Raw genomic sequence first — 16537 nt, forward strand, 5'->3', positions numbered from 1 at the left:
TAAGAAAAGGGCATATTTCGGAATCCTTGGGTAGAAGAGGACCATCCAACGGCTCCCCGATCGGTCCCGGTCGGGGAGTTCCTTTATCTATCGAGGTGAAAGATTATGCATGTATACGACGCACGATATGACTACCAGGGAGCTTTCGTCGACCGCTGGAACACGCGCATCAAGAAGACGCGCGTGACCCTTGCCGTCCTCGGTGTGCTGCTTGTTGCGGCGGGTGGCCTCGTGATGGCGGCACCCTATGGGATGTACGTGTTCGCGCAGGCCGCGGCGGGAATCGCACTCATCATCCAGGGAGCGGGGCACGTGTTCTCGTATTTCGACACACCGGAGTTTTTCCGCAGCACGACAAGACTCGTGTCGGGCATTCTGAACGTGGTGCTCGGCATCCTGTTCCTCGCGCTGCCGGTGTTTCTCACTGCGGGTACGCTTGTGTTCCTGCTGGCGTTCCTGTTCATCCTCACGGGCGCCGAGCGCCTGTCGTTTGCGCACCACATGCGCTATTTCGAGTTGCCGAACGCATCGGTGTGCACGGTGACGGGCGTGATCAACATCGTGCTGGGTGTCGTGTTCCTGCTCATGCCCGTTGTCACGACGGTGGTTCTGCCCTATATCGTGGCGGCATATCTGATGGTCGGCGGCGTGAGCCTGCTGATCGAGGCGATCTCGATCAAGCGCATCGACAAGTAGTGGGGGACGGGGCGTGCTCCAAAGCCAACCCGCTTCTGAATACGACGACGGGCGGTGCCGCTTGATGGTACCGCCCGTCGTTTCGTTACGATGTCTCGTTGCCTGGCGCGAGGATGAAGGCCGTATAGCGCTCGCGGGCCTCGCGGAGGTTGGCCTTCGAGATGGGAGCGCTTCGCCCGTTGAACAGGATGAACGAAGAGCTATCGAGACTCTTGACATAGCTGAGGTTCACCAGCACGCCGCGGGCGCTCTGGAAGAACGGACCGAGGTCGCACAGGGCCTCGCGAATCGACGAGAAGCTCTTGCGCACGCGGATCTCACGGCCGTTGGAGAACAGCAGGTCGACGTAATGGTTGTGTGCCTGCACCAGAGCCACGCTGCGCAGCTCAAGCAGAAGCTCGAGGCCCTGGGCGGAAAGCCTGATGGGTTCCTGGGAGCTGTCGATGAGCCTGCTGTGCACGACGCGGTCGAGGGTGTCGCGCAGACGCGTGAGGGATACCGGTTTGAGCGGATATCCGACGGCGCCGACATCGTACCCCTCAAGGGCGTAGACGGGTGTTTGCGAGGTGAGTACGACGGCAGTATCGTCGTTGTGCTCGCGCATGGTGCGTACGAGATTGAGGCCGCCGCGCTCTGTTCCGAGCGCGCAATCGACGATGACAAGATCGAACTGGCGGGCGCGCCATGCGTGCAGAAATGTTTCAGCCTCAGAGAACGTCTCGATGAACGGCTGGGTTGGGTGCTTCAGGGCCCAGCGGGCGCAAGCTTCCAACAGGCGGGTGCGGTCTGTCTGTGCAATATCGATAATCGCGATGCGCATATCGAAGCTCTTCCTTCCGTGATTGCCGACCTCGAGAAACGAGATTCGCCGCGCCCCGTGTGCGGGACGTCAGCGAGGTAAATTGAAATCGGGTATGGCTCACATAATAGTTGAAACAGGGTAAAACCCACCTTCTGGAGGGGCTACCACTCGGTCCGAAAACCCGACCATTCGGTAAAAGACGAGGTAGGAGGTATCGGTTTAGGCTTGGGTTTCGACACGTGCGCGCGGAGATAGAGAAGTCCCCGCCCCGCGACGAGGGCGGGACGGGGACTCTGGAATCGATATGCCGGCGTCGAATCGTTAGCGTCCGAGCGCGTGAAACGAGGAAGTCGAAGGGCCGTAGTAGGGAGCGATATTGCGCGAGCCGCACGTGCAACCCATGTACTCGACGTGATTGATCTCGTTTTGCGTGAGGATGCGCCCGCAGTCGTTGCACTTGAAGAGATACTCGCCCTTATCGTTTTTGAGCGGACCGGAGCCGCCGCTGGTCGCGGCGAGCATATCGTCATCGAGGGGCATGGCGCCCTGGGGCATGGGGTTCTGGTTCTGGGTCATGGTAGCCTCCTATCACGTACCTTGACCTCAACTACAGTTTCCCATGCCAGGCGGTTTTCGATGCGGCTATCTCGCGCCATCTGCACGCCGTTCGTGTCCACTCTCGGCACGGAGATTCGCGCCGCGCCGGGAGGTGACATTTTAGGGACAGGTCCCAAAATGTCACTAGGCGTAAGTGCTGTGCATGCCGTCGCCCATCTGCCAGGCGTGCACGCTCATGCTCGATCCCTCGAGTGCGACAACGAGCGATTCGGCGGTGGGGAACCAACGGGTCGCCATCGCGATGCGGCCTCCGTTGGCAAAGATTTCGACTGCCGAGCCATCGATCAGGATGCGAAGGTCGGTGAGCTTGTCGAGCGGACAGGTGCGCTCGGTGCGTCCGGCTCCGATCAATGAGGCGTCGTTGCCGATGAAGGCAAGGGAGAGCTGCTCGCCGTCGAAAGCGAGCCGCAGGGCGCCGTCGAGCGTGAGGGAGAACGGCCCCTCGGTACCTAAGACCTCGATGTCGTGTCGTCTTCCCTCGAGCACCGTCGCCCCGAGGGGAACAAGGGCCTCTTCCGCCTCGCGCAGCTGCTCGAGCTCAGGTGCCGGCTGCTGCACGATAGCGCCATCGGCCAGGCGCGCGAGCACGCGCGGCACGGTGAGGCAGTGGCACCAGTCGAGGCCGTCCGGCGCGCTTTCGAACGGGGCTTCGGGCATGCCCATCCATCCGATCAAAAGCGTGCGGCCCTGCTCATCCACGAAGGTCTGGGGGGCGTAGAAATCAAAGCCGGCATCCCAGAGGCGGAAGGTTGAGACATCGATTTTCAGATTGGTGTCGGTCAGGTCGCATCCCTCGGGTAGGGTAAAGTAGCCGGACTGGTCGCGCATGCCGTGCGCCCAAGGCCGGTCGGCCATGCCCTGAGGGCAGCACGAGAGAAATGCCCTGCCGTCAAGCACGATGCGGTCGGGACACTCCCACATGAAGCCGAAGGGTTCATCGGAGCGGATCTCGTGGGAATTGTGCCAGACGATGCCATCGTCGGAGCGCAGAGCCAGCACCATGCCGCAGTCGTCGATGTTGCGCGCGCCGAGAATCATCCACCACGTGCCGTCTGCATCGCGCCACACCTTGGGGTCGCGCACGTGGCAGGTGCAATCGGCCGGGTAGTCGGCGTTGCGCAGAAGCACGCGCTTCTCGCCGAGCTCAAACCCGTCGGGGCTCTCGATGAGAATCTGCGCCGCGCGCCGACCGGTGCGCACGTAGTCGAAGTCGCCCTGCTCCTTGACGTTGCCGGTGTAGTAGAGCCGCAGGCGCCGCGTCGCGCCTTCGCCGACCTCGACGGCGCAGCCAGAGTACGACCCCGACGCCTCGTCGGGCGTGTCGGGGCAGATGACCATCCCATGGTGCTCCCAATGCACCAAGTCGCGGCTCGTGGCGTGCCCCCAGCCGCGGGGCGCATGCGGCTCCGGCCAGGTGGGGCTGTACTGGTGGAACACGTGGTAGGTGCCGTCGAACTGGCAGAGACCGTTGGGGTCGTTCAACCAGCCCGTGGGCGGCATCAGATGGAATCCCATGCGCCAGGCGCTGTGTGTCATGAAGGCCTCCTTGAGGGCGGGAAGGGGAGCGCCATGGTGACGCTCCCCGGCAGGAAGGTGGTTGCGCGTCTGCGGTTACAAGTTGACGCGGCGGGGTGGCTATGCGGCGGCATCCGCCTCGGGGTCCTTGTACAGGAAGAAGGAGAGTGCGAAGCCGACCAGGCCCGCGATCGCGAACATGATGATGTACTGCAGCGGCTGGTTCAGGCACAGCAGGATGCCGAAGATGCCCGTGACGCCCGTTCCCGCGGCAGCGAGACCCACGATGGAGGCGAACATGGCGCCCAGGCCGCCGCCGATGCAGCCGGCGACGAAGGGCTTGAAGAAGCGCAGGTTCACGCCGAAGATGGCGGGCTCGGTGATGCCCATGAACGCGGAGAGCGAGGAGGGCAAGGCGAGGGAGCGAATCTTGACGTCGCGGGTCTTGAGGGCAACGGCGAGAGCGGCGCCAGCCTGGCCGATGTTGGCGGCGCTGGCGAGCGGCAGCCAGTAGGTCACGCCGTAGCTCGCGATCTGGCCGAGGTCGATGGTGGTGTACATCTGGTGGATGCCGGTGACGACGGTCGGTGCGTACAGGGCGCCCATGATGAGGGAGCCGAGGCCGAGCGGCAGGGTGAGCAGCAGCTGGATGGCGCCGAGGATAGCGTTCTCAGCCCACACGAAGACGGGGCCGACGGCGAGCATGACGATGTAGGCGGTTGCGGCAACGGAAACGAGCGGGGTCACGAACAGATCGAAGGCCTCGGGCACGACCTTGTGCAGGCGCTTCTCGATAAAGGCGAGGATGCCGGCGGCGATGACGATGGGGATCACGTGCCCCTGATAGCCGGTCCATTCGATGGAGTACAGGCCGGGGATGACGGTGAAAGTCTGCTGCACGCCCTCAGTGGCCACGGTGTTGGCATTCTGCAGGCCCGGGTTGATGAGCAGCATGCCGATGACGGCGCCGAGGTATGGATTGGCGCCGAAGGCGCTCGCCGCGGAGTAGCCGATCAGGATCTGCAGGAAGGTGAACGCCGTGTTGGAGACGAGGTTCAGGATCTGATACCAGGCGTTGTTGGTGTCGAGCGTGATGAAGCCGTTGGAGTCCATGAACGACAGCGCGCTCATGATGCCCAGCAGCAGGCCGGAGGCCACGATGGCGGGAATGATGGGCACGAAGACATCGCCCAGCAGCTTGATGGCGCGCATGAACGGGTTCTTCTGCTGCTCGGCTGCGGCGGCCTTGGCCTCGGCCTTGGTGGCTGCGGTGATGTTGCCAAGGCGGATGAACTCGTCGTAGACCTTGTTGACGGTGCCGGTGCCGTAGATCACCTGCAGCTGGCCGGAAGCCTGGAAGTTGCCCTTCGCGCCGTCGGCGTTGTCGACGGCCTGCTGGTCGATCTTACTGTTGTCGGCAATGACCAGGCGCAGGCGGGTGGCGCAGTGCGCGGCGGATACGACGTTTTCTGGACCGCCGACTGCGTCTAGGATCTCTTGGGCGGCTTTGGTGTAATCAAGTGCCATGGTATCCCTCTCTCCTCGTCCACATGAGAATGTTCTCATATGGAATCGTTCCCACACACTGAGTAATAGCGCAAATTCGTGCATCGCAGGAATGTGAGAACGATTTCAGTTGTGAGCGGTAGCAAATCGTCGGTGAACGTCCGACAGGATGGGGCCGGGTTCGAACTTGTCGCCGACAAGTTCGAACCCGGCCCCATCCCGTCGGTTAGCGGACGTTCCGATCCTCTTGCCCCAGCAGCCGGTCGATGACATATGGCGACCGGACGGTATCAGGTGTTCGGTTCTGTTGCAAAAAGCGGGGACTTTGGACGCTTTGGAAGCACCGAGTTCGCATAAGTGCCGCTTCTACCTGCGCAAACAACGAGGTCAAAAGGGAGCTTGTTTCCGCCCGGGATTTCCAAGTCATCCAAAGTGGGAACTTTTGGAAAAGCCAACCCCCCCCCCTCCATACGACAAGTTTGAACCCGGCCCCATCCTGTCGGTGGCTGTTGCTAGCGCGTCGAAGCGCGCTCGACGACCTCGAATCCCATCTTGACCTCACGCGGCACGGAGTCGTTGCCGGTCATGAGGCCCATGAGCATCTTTGCCGCCTCGGCGCCGGAGGTCTTGTAGTGGTGGTGCACCGTGGTGAGCCGGGGCGTGATCACCTGCGAGAGCTCGCCATCGCCGATGCCGGTGACCTGCACGTCTTCCGGAACGGCGATATCGTGCTCGCGCAGGTAGGTGAGGGCGCCGTAGGCGATGGAGTCGGTCGCGCACACGAGAGCATCGGTTTCGGGGCGCGCCTGCATGATGGACTCGGCGGCCGTGTAGCCCGCATCGACGGTGAACTCGGCGACGGCCAGGGCTTCCTCGGGCACCTCGATGCCCGCCGCGGCGCAGGTGTCCATAAAGCCCTTGCGGCGCATGTGACCTGCGGCGACGTCCTCTTCCATGACGCCGATGTAGCCAGGGCGCGAGGCATGGCGCAGTGCAAGTTCCGTGATGGCGCAGGCGGCGTCGTAGTCGTCTTGATGCACGCAGGAGTACCCGGGCAGGTCCTGGTCCAAGATCACGATGGGGACATGCAGGTCCTTCAAGGCGGCTTGGTGCTCGGGCGTGAATACCGTTGCGATCAGGATGATGCCGTCGACCTGGCGGCGCTCGGTGAACAGCTTCAGAAAGCCGACCTCGCGCGCGGCGTCGTTGTCGGTGTTGGCGAGCAGCACCTGATAGCCCGTGTCGTTGAGGACCGATGTGATGCCGGCGACCATGCGCGAGATGGAGGCGGAATTGATCTTGGGGATGATGATGCCCACGACGTCGGTCTTGCCGGTACGCAGCGTCTTTGCCTGGCGGGAGGGAACGTAGCCGGTCTTGTCGATGACGCGTTTGATCGCAGCTCGTTTCTCCTGCGAAACGTATCCGTTGTTCAGATACCGCGAAACCGTGGCGCGCGATACGCCGGCCATGCTTGCAATGGTGTTGATATCCATAACCGCTCCTTCCGTACGCTTCCGATTGTACCGCGAAGCCTGAGAAGGATTCCATACATCGACTGGTCGTGAAATCGGGATAGGGGCCTTCACATGACATTCTGTTGGGGTTCGTAGCCCCATATGAAAACCTCTGTCGAACTTCGCGCCGCGAGAGCTTTCTCGCCATCTGTCGATTGACGGGTATAAACAATCGTTGCCTGTGTTAAAAAGTTGTCAGTGTTATTTGTTTTGTCGGAAGGCACCGCCGTTATGGCGCTCGCCACGGGAGAGTATGCATGGATTACGAAGAGGCTGCGCGAAAGCTCATAGTCTATTCGCAGGGGTTGGCGAAGGGATCACTCGGGACCGCTCGCTCACTTGCTGTGGGCGAATCCCCCGTGTTGCAGTACCTATCCGATAATCAAGAGGAATTCAATCCGTCGACCCTGGCCGACAAATTGGGCTATACGCGCCCCCGTATGACGCGCATTCTTGATGCGCTGGTGGAGAAGGGCTATGTCTCTCGCCGCAATGACGATCAGGATCGCCGTAAGGTGCTCGTGCGTGTGACCGAGGAGGGCATCGAGCATGCTAAACGCCAAGGTGATGGCAGCGTAGCCGCTGTTGCGTCGCAGCTGCAGGCGCTCGGTGGCGAAAACGCGGCGGAGCTCGTGTCGGTGCTCGAGAAGGCGTACAGCATCACGTATGATCGCGAGAACGTGATCAGCGGCGAGCCGAAATCCAAGCGAAAGAAGCAGAGATCGTAGGGAAGCCCGCTGCATTCTCGATATGCTGACAGATGCGCGCTCGTTGCGGAGATGGTGTGCCCCACACGCAGCGAGCGCGTTATTCGTTGCACCCATTGCGATGGTTGTCACTTGGCGTTACAGCTTCTAGGGCAACATCTTAGCCAGATGATATAGGAAAATACCGCTTACCGGCGATTTCCTACCGTTTGGTTTCAAGACAGAATAGTTAATACCGTTAACGGGATGATGAGGTACCGTTCGCCGGTAATAATCTCAACACGATATAGTTAACAGCAATAATTATTTCGCCAATCATCAACGGGCGATATCCGACGTGTGATGTGGGCAAGGCCGCGTGCAACCCGCGGCCTTGCCCACGAGGCATGCAATACGGTGATGCCGCGAACAGTGGATTGAGAGAAAGGCGGAAGGCGATGCGTTATTTGGTTTTGGTAAGTCACGAAACACTTGCCCAGGGCGTCCACAGCGTTCTCAAGATGCTGATGGGAGAGAATCCGCGGGTGCTGAGCACCAGCCTGGAGGACGGCATGGGTGCTGACGACTTCACGGGTCGATTCCGTGAGATGGTTTCTGCTATTGGCGAGCAGGATGAGATCGTCCTGCTGGGCGATATCGCTGGCGGTTCTCCGCTCACGCTGTCTATGAACGTGCTGCAGGAGCGCGGGCTGCTGTCTTCTGCGGTCGTGTTCGGCGGCATGAACCTGCCCATGGCCATCGCCGCGCTTATGAAGCTCGACGCTGCGGATTCCGCCGATATCCGCGTCGAGATCGCTAACGAGGGCCGCTCGGGTGTTCGCGAGCTCGAGGTTTCCGGAGCGGACGAGGACGAAGACGAGGACCTTTAGGACCGGAGGCCTGTCACGGGTGTGTCCCGGTATCCAGGCAATTTTCGAGATAGATCAAGGCGTTAATCATCACAAGGGAAGGATGCAAGATGATTTCATTCGTACGTATCGATGACCGCATGATCCATGGTCAGACCGTGACGCGTTGGGCGGTGGAGTATCCCTGCGACGGCATCATCGCCGTGAACGATGCCGCCGCTTCGAACCCGGTGCTCAAGAGCGCCTATAAGAGCGCGGCGCCAGATAAGAAGACGTTCGTGTGGACTATGGACCATTTCAAGGAGAAGGCGGATACCGTCCTTTCGAGCAAGACCCGCTATTTCCTTATCACCAAGAACCCGCTTGATATGGCAGAGATCCTTGTAGATTTCGGCTTTGTGCCCGATGACGTGAAGACCGTCATCGTGGGACCCTGCAACGATCGTCCTGGTGCGGTGAAGCTGGGCAACAACCAGTCCATCACGCAGGAGGAGGCCGATGCGCTGGAGCGCATTTCCAAGGCGGGCTATACCGTTGATTTCCGTCTCATTCCCGACAAGGGCATCGGTTCGTGGGATAAGTTCCGCGGACAGTTCGGTTACTAATCTCGGTTCTTTTCCGTCCGTGTCTGGACGGATGAACACCTCCATCGCCCTAAGGATGCGGGGCAAGTTATGTGAAAGGTGGTACGTATGACAGTCAATGTTTTTCAGGCGGCGCTGCTGGGCTTGTTTGCCTGCCTGGCCTCGATGCCCGGCATGGGAGGCACCTCGATCGGTAACTACACGTTGGGACGTCCGCTGGTTGCCGGTCTGATCGTCGGCCTTATCTTGGGCAACGTGACGCTTGGCATCATCGTCGGTGCGGCGATCCAGGTCGTCTACATCGCGCTGGTGACCCCGGGCGGAACCGTTTCCGCCGATGTCCGCGCGGCCTGCTATATCGGTATCCCGCTGGCCATGATGGCGATTAACGCTCAGGGTCTCGACCCCAACAGCACCGATGCTTCCGCTCTCGCCACCACGCTCGGTGCGACCTGCGGCACCCTGGGCGCCATCCTCTTCTACGGCACCGCCACCATCAACCTGGTGTGGCAGTCCATCGGCTGGAAGGCCCTGGAGAACGGCCAGACCCACAAGCTCTACGTTGTCGACATGGTGCTCCCCTGGATCTCGCACATCATCTGCTCGTTCATCCCGACGTTCGTCATCGTGTACTTCGGCCAGGATATGGTCGACGTGATCATGGGTAGCCTGCCCATGGACGGCCTGCCCATGAAGACCCTGTTCGCGGTCGGCTCGCTGCTGCCCTGCGTCGGTATCGCGATCCTGCTCAAGCAGGTCATCTCCAAGCCCACCGATTTCCTGACGTTCTTTTTCGGCTTCACGCTTGCTGCCGTTCTCGGCTGCAACCTGATCGCCTGCTCCGTCATCGCCTGCTTCTTCGCGCTGATCAACTTCCAGATCTCCACGATCAACAGCAAGCTGGCGCATGTGGGTACGTCCGGTTCGCTTACCGCCGGCTCCGATGATGACGATGAGGAGGATATCTAATCATGGCTGACTACAGCAAAAAGGTTTCCAAGAAGGCTTTGGCCAAGTCCTTCCGCAATTGGTACTACGGCCACCTGACCTGCTTCTCGCAGGAGCACATGCAGACGTTCGGCTATCTCGTCTCCATGCTGCCGATTGTCGAGGACCTGTACGAGAAGAAGGACGACCAGGTCAAGGCGCTCAAGACTTACTCCGCGTTCTTCAACACCGAGCCGCAGATCGGCTCCATGATCGTCGGCGTGACGGTCGGTCTCGAGGAGGCCCGCGCCAACGGCGAGGCCATCGACGACGAGACCATCAACGGCATCCGCGCCGGTCTGATGGGTCCCTTGGCCGGCATCGGCGACTCGCTTATCGTCGGTACGCTGATCCCGATTCTTTTGGGCATCGCACTCGGTCTGTCGCAGGGTGGCTCTGTGCTCGGCCCGATCTTCTACATCGTCGTGTGGAACCTCTTGGCATTTTTCGGTATGCGCTTTGCGTTCTATACGGGCTATGACTTGGGCGGCGCTGCGGTCGAGGCACTCGTCGGCCCTAACGCTACCGCGCTGCGCGACTCCATCGTCATGATCGGCACCATGGTCATCGGCGCCGTCGCGGCGACGTGGGTCTCCATCACCACTGCGCTCGAGCTTCCCGGTGGCGGCACGCTCCAGGGTACGCTCGACGGCGTCTTCCCCAAGCTTCTGCCGCTCATCTTCACCATCTTCTGCTGGTGGCTCATGGCTAAGAAGAAAATCAGCCCCATCATCACGATGCTCATTCTCCTTGCCATCGCGTTCGTTGGCGCGGCAGTCGGCTTCTTCGGTGCCGCTACGATCGCAGCGCCCACCGCGTAAGGCGCGAGCGCTATCGTCGTAGGTCAGCTATACGGGGATACGGGCGCCTCCACGCCCGCATCCCGCTCGAATTTCTAAGGAGTTCTCCATGCTTACGCCCCTTGATACGTCCGGTTGGAGCCGTGCCGACATCATGCGCGAGGCCCGCATGCAGTCCGGAGCGCTCGCGCGGCTCGGTGTCTGGAAGAGGCTTGCGTATTCGCTTGTGGCCATCGGGTTCATCTTGGGGCTTTGGGGGACCAACGCCGCCCAGGGCATCGCCGTGACCATCGGGATTGCATGCTTGGTGGTCGGTGTCCCCGCTTCGATCGTGCTTACCGTAGGCATCAACCGTGGCAAGCGCAACGTCGAGAACATGCTCACCGATGCAGGGGTCGATGTGCAGGAGCTGTTGCGTCCGCGAAGCAAAAAGGACGCGGACGCGGCGAAGCGGGCGGGAGCCAGGAACTCATAAGGGCCTCCTCGGGGGCGTTCGCGCAGGGCATGGCTGCGGGAGCGCCCCCGTTCAGATAGATGCCCGTCTTCTTTTGAATGAGGAGGGATTTGCGCAATGAACTATGCGCACGCTCACGATATCCGTATCGTATTCACCGATGTTGACGGTACGCTGCTCGATGCCGAGCACCGGGTGATTCCCGCGTCGTGCTCAACCGTGCAGGCGCTTGTTGGGTTGGGGATTCCCTTTGTACTCGTGTCGGCACGCATGCCCGAAGGTCTTACGACCATTCAGCGCGCTATGGGCTTTTCGGGCCCGCTCATCTGCTACGGAGGGGCGTATGTACTCGATGAGGAGGGTAACGAGCTGCTGAGCCATCCCATCGACTTGGAGACCGCGTGCGAGATCAAGGCGTTTCTCGATGCGGAGTTTCCGCATCTGTGCTGCTCGGAATATGGGTTCCATACATGGGCGTGCGATGACGACAGCGATCCGCGCATCCAGAACGAGGAACGCATCACCACGCTCAAGGCGCAGTGTGTCGACATGCGCACCGCGTTCGACGAGCGGGGCATCCATAAGTTTCTCCTCATGGGAGACCCCGACGATATCGAGCGCGCCGAGCACGATATCGCGCAAGCATATCCCCAGCTTACAGTTGCGCGCTCCTCTGCAACGCTTTGCGAGGTGACAAGCGGTGCCGCATCCAAGGCCGAAGGTGTAGAGGTGGTTTGCGACCATCTTGGGATTTCGATCGACAACGCGGTGGCGTTTGGCGATGGTCGCAACGATATCGACATGCTCGTCGCAGTGCCTAATAGCTACGCCATGGCCAACGCGCCAGAGGAGGTCATCATGCATGCCGCGCACGTGACAGATTATTCCAATGCGGAAAACGGCGTTGCGCTGACCCTCATGGAGCTGATGATGAATCGCCAGTAGGTCCTTGCAGCGACAGCTTTGCCAACGGGGGCGTGCCGCCTTCGGTCGACGTGATTCGACCGAAGGCGGCACGCCCCCCATATGCGCTCTATACTTGATTCGTCACAAAGGAGGAGAGCCCATGGAGCGCAAGGGGTACGAGCAGCCGAGCCACATCCAGGTGCGCGGCGCGCGGGTGCATAACCTGAAGAACATCGATGTGGACATCCCCTTGGGTCAGCTTGTGGGCATCGCTGGCGTGTCCGGATCGGGCAAGAGCTCGCTGGCGCTTGGCACGCTTTATGCGGAAGGGTCGCGCCGCTATCTGGACGCGCTGTCCACCTACACGCGCCGGCGCATCGCGCAGACCGGCCGCGCCACGGTGGACGAGGTCCTGCATGTGCCCGCTGCGCTGGCGTTGCGTCAGCGTCCCGGCATCCCCGGCGTGCATTCCACGTTCGGCACCTCGACCGAGCTGCTCAACTACCTGCGCCTGCTGTTCTCGCGCCTGGGCAGCCATGTGTGCCCCAACGGCCATCGCGTGCCTCCGTCCATGGATGTGGCCCTCGGGCAGATGACGACCTGTCCCATCTGCGGCGTGCAGTTCATGGGGCCGGGCGCGGAGGACCTCGCCTTCAACAGCGGCGGCGCCTGCCCGACCTGCGGCGGCACGGGCATCGTGCGCACGGTTGACGAGGCGACGCTCGTGCCCGACGAGTCTATCTCCATCGACGACGGTGCTGTTTTGCCGTGGGGCTCGCTCATGTGGGACCTCATGAAGCAGGTGTGCGGCGCCATGGGCGTACGCACGAACGTGCCGTTTTGCGAGCTCACGCCCGAGGAGCGCGACATCGTTTTCCACGGTCCGGCGGTCAAGAAGCACATCCTCTACCAGCCCAAGAAGGGAAATGACTTCGCCGAGCTGGATTTCACCTACTTCAACGCGGTGTACACGGTGGAAAACGCACTGTCGAAGGCGAAGGACGAGAAGGGCCTGGCGCGCGTGTCCAAGTTCCTGCGCGAGGACGTGTGCCCCGACTGTCATGGTACGCGCCTGTCCGAGCGCGCCCGTGGGCCGCAGATCGGCAGCATGACGCTTGCGGACGCCACGGCTTTGACCTTGGATGAGCTTGCTGCTTGGGTGCCGACGGTGCCCGCTACCTGCCCTGACGCCATGCGCGCCATGGCGCAGACGATCTGTGCCGAGATGGCAGAGCCCATCGAGCGCTTGCAGCAGCTGGGTCTGGGTTACCTTTCGCTCGACCGCGCGAGCTCGACGCTTTCCACCGGCGAGCGGCAGCGCGTGCAGCTGGCGCGCGCGGTGCGCAACCGGACCTGCGGTGTGCTCTACGTGCTGGACGAGCCGTCGATCGGCCTGCATCCGTCCAATGTCGAAGGCCTGCTCGGCGTGGTGGACGACCTTCTGGCGGACGGCAACTCGGTGGTGCTTGTCGACCACGACGTGCGCGTGCTGCGCCAGGCCGATCACCTAATCGAGATCGGTCCCGGTTCGGGTGCGGACGGTGGACGCATTATCGCGCAGGGCACAGTGGCCGAGGTGGAGGCCTCGCCCGAAACGCGCATCGGGCCGTTTTTGTCCGGCGCGCGCTCCGTGCGCGTGCGCGAGCGTGCGGCGGCGGAGCATGTTTTCGCCAACGGGGCGATTCACCTGGATACAGATGCCATCCACACGGTGAAGCCGCTGTCGGTCGATATCCCGCGCGGCAGGCTCACCGCGGTGACCGGCGTGTCGGGCTCGGGCAAGACCACCCTCGTGCTGGAAAGCCTTATTCCGGGTTTGCGCGCAGCCATTGCAGGCGAGGCGCTGCCCGCGCACGTGCGCTCCGTGGAAGCCGACGGGATCCTGCGTGCGAACCTCATCGACGCCACGCCCATCGGCGCCAACGTGCGCTCGACGGTGGGCACGTACTCCGGCGTGCTCGACGACCTGCGCCGGGCGTATGCCAAGCTGCCCGAGGCACGCGAGCGCGGCCTCAAGGCGGGCGCGTTCTCGTACAACACCGGTTCGCTGCGCTGCCCCACCTGCGACGGCACGGGGCAGATCTCACTCGACGTACAGTTTCTGCCGGACGTGGACATCCCGTGCCCCGATTGCGGCGGCGCGCGCTATGGTCGCGCCGCGTACGGCATCAAGCTCGCAGGCGATATCTCGCTGCCGGAGCTGCTGTCGTATACGGTTGACCAGGCGCTCGAGGTATTGGCCGATACGAACCTGCGCACGGCGAAGGCCAAGCTGCAGGTTCTGCACGATCTGGGCCTGGGCTACCTGACGCTCGGCGAGGCCACGCCGGCGCTTTCGGGAGGTGAGGCGCAGCGTCTGAAGCTGGCAAGCGAGCTCACGCGCAAGCAGGGCGACGCGCTCTTCGTGTTCGATGAGCCCACGATCGGCCTGCACCCGCTCGATGTCGAGGTGCTGCTGCGCGTGCTGCAGCGGCTGATCGACAACGGAGCCACGGTGGTGGTGATCGAGCACGACCTCGACATGATCGCGAACGCCGACTACGTGATCGACATGGGCCCGGGCGGCGGCGATGACGGCGGGCGCATCGTCTGCGCCGGCACGCCGGAGCAGGTCGCCGCCTACGAGGAGTCCATCACGGGCCGCTACATCGCCGAGGAGCTGAGGTGAAATAAGGACAGGGGTTATTTCACAAGAAACGGGCGCGCAAGGATGGTTGGCGCTTCCTGTGAGCGGCTTAAAACCAGTGAATATAGGTAGGGTATTAACCGGGGTACGATTTTCGGTGCGGTTTCCCATCGAGCGGAGACCCTTAGCAAAGTCGCAGGAACGACCTGCGGAAATGTCGGCGCTCTTCCGCCGATGGGCGAACGGCGCTGAAAAAACGTGCCCCAAACAATACAAGATATTGCTCGGCTTGGGTACGATTCGACGGATCACCTGGAAATATGCATGACACGACGCCGTTGGGGCAGTTTGATGCACTCGGCTTGACTGGGCGCCGCCGCCCGTCCGCGCTGTCGCCCTCGGGCGTGCGCGAAATTAGGGTGGGGATTTCACATCATCGCAAGCCGCCACATCGCCGAGGAGCTCGTGTAGTCGTGTGAGATGGATAGCTGCCGCCATTCCAAATAATAAAAAGCAAATAAGAGATCTCACTGGGTATACTTCTTATCGCCAGCGAAGTCCGAGCGCGGGCGGCGCCACCGATAAGGAGGCGATCGCCTATGGATATGATCCTGAATCTTCTTAATGCCCTCGCAACTATTGCGAGCACCGTGAAGACGCTTTTTGAGTTGCATGATCGGTGGAAGGGGAGAAAGCGCAAAGTCGGATGACGCAACGAGATGATAAGAGCCCGGCGGCAACCGGGCTCTTGATTCAATGACCTGCGTCGCCCGCGCCACAGTTAACAACAGACGGGCTTCGCTGGCATCTTCAGTATACCACCTGGGTCCGTATTTCATTCGCCTGCGCAGGCTGCCTTTGATTATGCCCTGCGAGACGCTGGCATCTACGTTGGCGGTGAGCGCTTCTCCCGCCCAATGCTGCCGAGAATTCTTCCCTCATCCGCATGCCGTTCGAGCGAGCTGCCCTGCTGGCCGCTACCTTCATCAATGCGCGTCAATTACAAGAAACCTTTATCCGGCCCATCGTCTTGCGAATGGGCACATACGGCGTAGCGATTTCAGCCGATGTGAAAGGAAAGGGTATGACCAGTTACGGGTACGCGCGGGTCTCGACAAGAGACCAAAACGTGAGCAGACAGATCGATGCGTTGAGGGCGTTTCCTTTGGAGGAGCATCGGATCTTCGTGGACCATTATTCCGGTGTGCATTTCGAGCGGCCGAATTACCAGCTGCTTATGGGGACCATGGGGCCGCACGATGTGCTGGTGGTGACGAGCATCGACCGGTTGGGACGCAACTACAAGGAGATCCTCGAGCAATGGCAGGAGCTCACGAAGCGTCGCGAGATCGACATCGTGGTGCTCGACATGCCGCTGCTGGATACGCGCTCGACCGATCGAGACCTAACCGGAACGTTTATCGCCGACATGATGCTTCAGCTGCTGAGCTATGTGGCGCAGGTTGAGCGCGAGAACATCCGGCAGCGGCAAGCGGAAGGCATCGCGGCGGCGAGGGTGCGCGGTGTTCGCCTGGGTCGTCCGCCTCTGCCCAAGCCCAAAGAGTACTGGGCGATAAAGGAGCTCGTGGGAGGGGGAGAGCTGACACACGCCGAGGCGGCGATGCGTCTAGGCGTTTCTCGGACCACGTTTGAGAAATGGTTACGCGAGGATAGGTAGTCCGCGGCTGGCACAGCGGACAGAAAGCGGTCGGAATACAATAACCCATCGCGTCGGTCGGGCGCCAGATTGAAAAAAGACGCAGAATATTGCGTAAAAAGGTAGACCTTTCCGTCTTCCCAATCCACGTTGCCTTGCTGCCACGCGGATGCAGTTCGTATGGTCATTCCCCCTGATGATGGGGAGAAATCGAACCAACTACCACATAAATACGTATGCTAGTGCACCCTTTCGCAAAGGTCTACTTAAGTAGGCGTGAGCGGAGGGCTGAAGATTCGATAAAGTGCCTGCTC

Annotated in this window: 15 protein-coding genes; 10 read left to right on the forward strand and 5 right to left on the reverse strand. The window is 61.3% G+C overall.

Going from position 1 to position 16537, the window contains the following annotated elements; all coding sequences use genetic code 11:
• Nucleotides 1-105 precede the first annotated feature (105 nt).
• Nucleotides 106-696, forward strand: coding sequence for an HdeD family acid-resistance protein (locus tag H6A16_RS04890; RefSeq protein WP_204616642.1), 591 nt, complete (start codon nucleotides 106-108; stop codon nucleotides 694-696).
• Between the two features lie 85 nt (nucleotides 697-781).
• Here the strand turns inward: H6A16_RS04890 and H6A16_RS04895 are convergent, their stop codons facing one another.
• From H6A16_RS04895 to H6A16_RS04915, 5 genes are all read right to left on the reverse strand, one after another.
• The gene (locus tag H6A16_RS04895; protein ID WP_204616643.1) at nucleotides 782-1516 is read right to left on the reverse strand and encodes a LytR/AlgR family response regulator transcription factor; all 735 of its coding nucleotides are present in this window, start codon (nucleotides 1514-1516) and stop codon (nucleotides 782-784) included.
• 303 nt (nucleotides 1517-1819) lie between these two features.
• Nucleotides 1820-2074, reverse strand: coding sequence for a hypothetical protein (locus H6A16_RS04900; RefSeq protein ID WP_204616644.1), 255 nt, complete (start codon nucleotides 2072-2074; stop codon nucleotides 1820-1822).
• Nucleotides 2075-2239: 165 nt separating this feature from the next.
• Complete coding sequence (locus H6A16_RS04905; RefSeq protein ID WP_204616645.1) at nucleotides 2240-3652, reverse strand: glycoside hydrolase family 32 protein; 1413 nt, start codon at nucleotides 3650-3652, stop codon at nucleotides 2240-2242.
• Between the two features lie 99 nt (nucleotides 3653-3751).
• Nucleotides 3752-5158 carry a PTS transporter subunit EIIC gene (locus H6A16_RS04910; protein WP_204616647.1) on the reverse strand — a complete coding sequence of 469 codons (1407 nt, stop codon included), beginning with the start codon at nucleotides 5156-5158 and terminating at the stop codon, nucleotides 3752-3754.
• Nucleotides 5159-5649: 491 nt separating this feature from the next.
• Nucleotides 5650-6633: a LacI family DNA-binding transcriptional regulator gene (locus tag H6A16_RS04915; RefSeq protein WP_204616649.1), complete on the reverse strand. Its 984-nt coding sequence runs from the start codon at nucleotides 6631-6633 to the stop codon at nucleotides 5650-5652.
• Between the two features lie 278 nt (nucleotides 6634-6911).
• On the opposite strand from H6A16_RS04915, the gene H6A16_RS04920 reads away from it, so the two are divergent.
• The 9 genes from H6A16_RS04920 to H6A16_RS04960 all read left to right on the forward strand — a co-directional run bounded on the left by H6A16_RS04920 (nucleotide 6912) and on the right by H6A16_RS04960 (nucleotide 16244).
• Nucleotides 6912-7382: a MarR family winged helix-turn-helix transcriptional regulator gene (locus H6A16_RS04920; RefSeq protein WP_204616651.1), complete on the forward strand. Its 471-nt coding sequence runs from the start codon at nucleotides 6912-6914 to the stop codon at nucleotides 7380-7382.
• A 416-nt stretch (nucleotides 7383-7798) separates the two neighbouring features.
• On the forward strand, nucleotides 7799-8230 hold the full coding sequence (locus tag H6A16_RS04925) for a PTS sugar transporter subunit IIA (protein WP_204616653.1): 432 nt from the start codon (nucleotides 7799-7801) through the stop codon (nucleotides 8228-8230).
• A gap of 89 nt (nucleotides 8231-8319) precedes the next feature.
• Nucleotides 8320-8814: a PTS system mannose/fructose/N-acetylgalactosamine-transporter subunit IIB gene (locus H6A16_RS04930; RefSeq protein ID WP_204616655.1), complete on the forward strand. Its 495-nt coding sequence runs from the start codon at nucleotides 8320-8322 to the stop codon at nucleotides 8812-8814.
• A gap of 87 nt (nucleotides 8815-8901) precedes the next feature.
• Complete coding sequence (locus H6A16_RS04935; RefSeq protein ID WP_204616657.1) at nucleotides 8902-9762, forward strand: PTS mannose/fructose/sorbose/N-acetylgalactosamine transporter subunit IIC; 861 nt, start codon at nucleotides 8902-8904, stop codon at nucleotides 9760-9762.
• A 2-nt stretch (nucleotides 9763-9764) separates the two neighbouring features.
• Entirely contained in the window at nucleotides 9765-10601 is an 837-nt protein-coding gene (locus H6A16_RS04940) for a PTS system mannose/fructose/sorbose family transporter subunit IID (RefSeq protein WP_204616658.1), read from the forward strand.
• Between the two features lie 88 nt (nucleotides 10602-10689).
• Nucleotides 10690-11055, forward strand: coding sequence for a hypothetical protein (locus tag H6A16_RS04945; RefSeq protein WP_204616659.1), 366 nt, complete (start codon nucleotides 10690-10692; stop codon nucleotides 11053-11055).
• A gap of 96 nt (nucleotides 11056-11151) precedes the next feature.
• Nucleotides 11152-11979: a Cof-type HAD-IIB family hydrolase gene (locus H6A16_RS04950; protein WP_204616660.1), complete on the forward strand. Its 828-nt coding sequence runs from the start codon at nucleotides 11152-11154 to the stop codon at nucleotides 11977-11979.
• A 121-nt stretch (nucleotides 11980-12100) separates the two neighbouring features.
• Nucleotides 12101-14608: an ATP-binding cassette domain-containing protein gene (locus H6A16_RS04955; RefSeq protein WP_204616661.1), complete on the forward strand. Its 2508-nt coding sequence runs from the start codon at nucleotides 12101-12103 to the stop codon at nucleotides 14606-14608.
• Between the two features lie 904 nt (nucleotides 14609-15512).
• A complete protein-coding gene (locus H6A16_RS04960; protein WP_239458211.1) occupies nucleotides 15513-16244 on the forward strand; it encodes a recombinase family protein in 732 nt (243 codons plus the stop codon).
• The last annotated feature ends 293 nt before the right edge of the window (nucleotides 16245-16537 follow it).

The organism is Collinsella tanakaei, assembly GCF_016900375.1.
GTDB lineage: Bacteria > Actinomycetota > Coriobacteriia > Coriobacteriales > Coriobacteriaceae > Collinsella.

Excerpts from the sequence above, each read along its gene's own strand:
- H6A16_RS04940 (WP_204616658.1), top strand. The coding sequence starts at position 9,765 with ATGGCTGACTACAGCAAAAAGGTTTCCAAGAAGGCTTTGGCCAAGTCC.
- H6A16_RS04915 (WP_204616649.1), bottom strand. The coding sequence starts at position 6,633 with ATGGATATCAACACCATTGCAAGCATGGCCGGCGTATCGCGCGCCACG.
- H6A16_RS04910 (WP_204616647.1), bottom strand. The coding sequence starts at position 5,158 with ATGGCACTTGATTACACCAAAGCCGCCCAAGAGATCCTAGACGCAGTC.
- H6A16_RS04935 (WP_204616657.1), top strand. The coding sequence starts at position 8,902 with ATGACAGTCAATGTTTTTCAGGCGGCGCTGCTGGGCTTGTTTGCCTGC.
- H6A16_RS04945 (WP_204616659.1), top strand. The coding sequence starts at position 10,690 with ATGCTTACGCCCCTTGATACGTCCGGTTGGAGCCGTGCCGACATCATG.
- H6A16_RS04960 (WP_239458211.1), top strand. The coding sequence starts at position 15,513 with ATGCCGTTCGAGCGAGCTGCCCTGCTGGCCGCTACCTTCATCAATGCG.
- H6A16_RS04925 (WP_204616653.1), top strand. The coding sequence starts at position 7,799 with ATGCGTTATTTGGTTTTGGTAAGTCACGAAACACTTGCCCAGGGCGTC.
- H6A16_RS04905 (WP_204616645.1), bottom strand. The coding sequence starts at position 3,652 with ATGACACACAGCGCCTGGCGCATGGGATTCCATCTGATGCCGCCCACG.
- H6A16_RS04920 (WP_204616651.1), top strand. The coding sequence starts at position 6,912 with ATGGATTACGAAGAGGCTGCGCGAAAGCTCATAGTCTATTCGCAGGGG.
- H6A16_RS04900 (WP_204616644.1), bottom strand. The coding sequence starts at position 2,074 with ATGACCCAGAACCAGAACCCCATGCCCCAGGGCGCCATGCCCCTCGAT.
- H6A16_RS04890 (WP_204616642.1), top strand. The coding sequence starts at position 106 with ATGCATGTATACGACGCACGATATGACTACCAGGGAGCTTTCGTCGAC.
- H6A16_RS04895 (WP_204616643.1), bottom strand. The coding sequence starts at position 1,516 with ATGCGCATCGCGATTATCGATATTGCACAGACAGACCGCACCCGCCTG.
- H6A16_RS04930 (WP_204616655.1), top strand. The coding sequence starts at position 8,320 with ATGATTTCATTCGTACGTATCGATGACCGCATGATCCATGGTCAGACC.
- H6A16_RS04950 (WP_204616660.1), top strand. The coding sequence starts at position 11,152 with ATGAACTATGCGCACGCTCACGATATCCGTATCGTATTCACCGATGTT.
- H6A16_RS04955 (WP_204616661.1), top strand. The coding sequence starts at position 12,101 with ATGGAGCGCAAGGGGTACGAGCAGCCGAGCCACATCCAGGTGCGCGGC.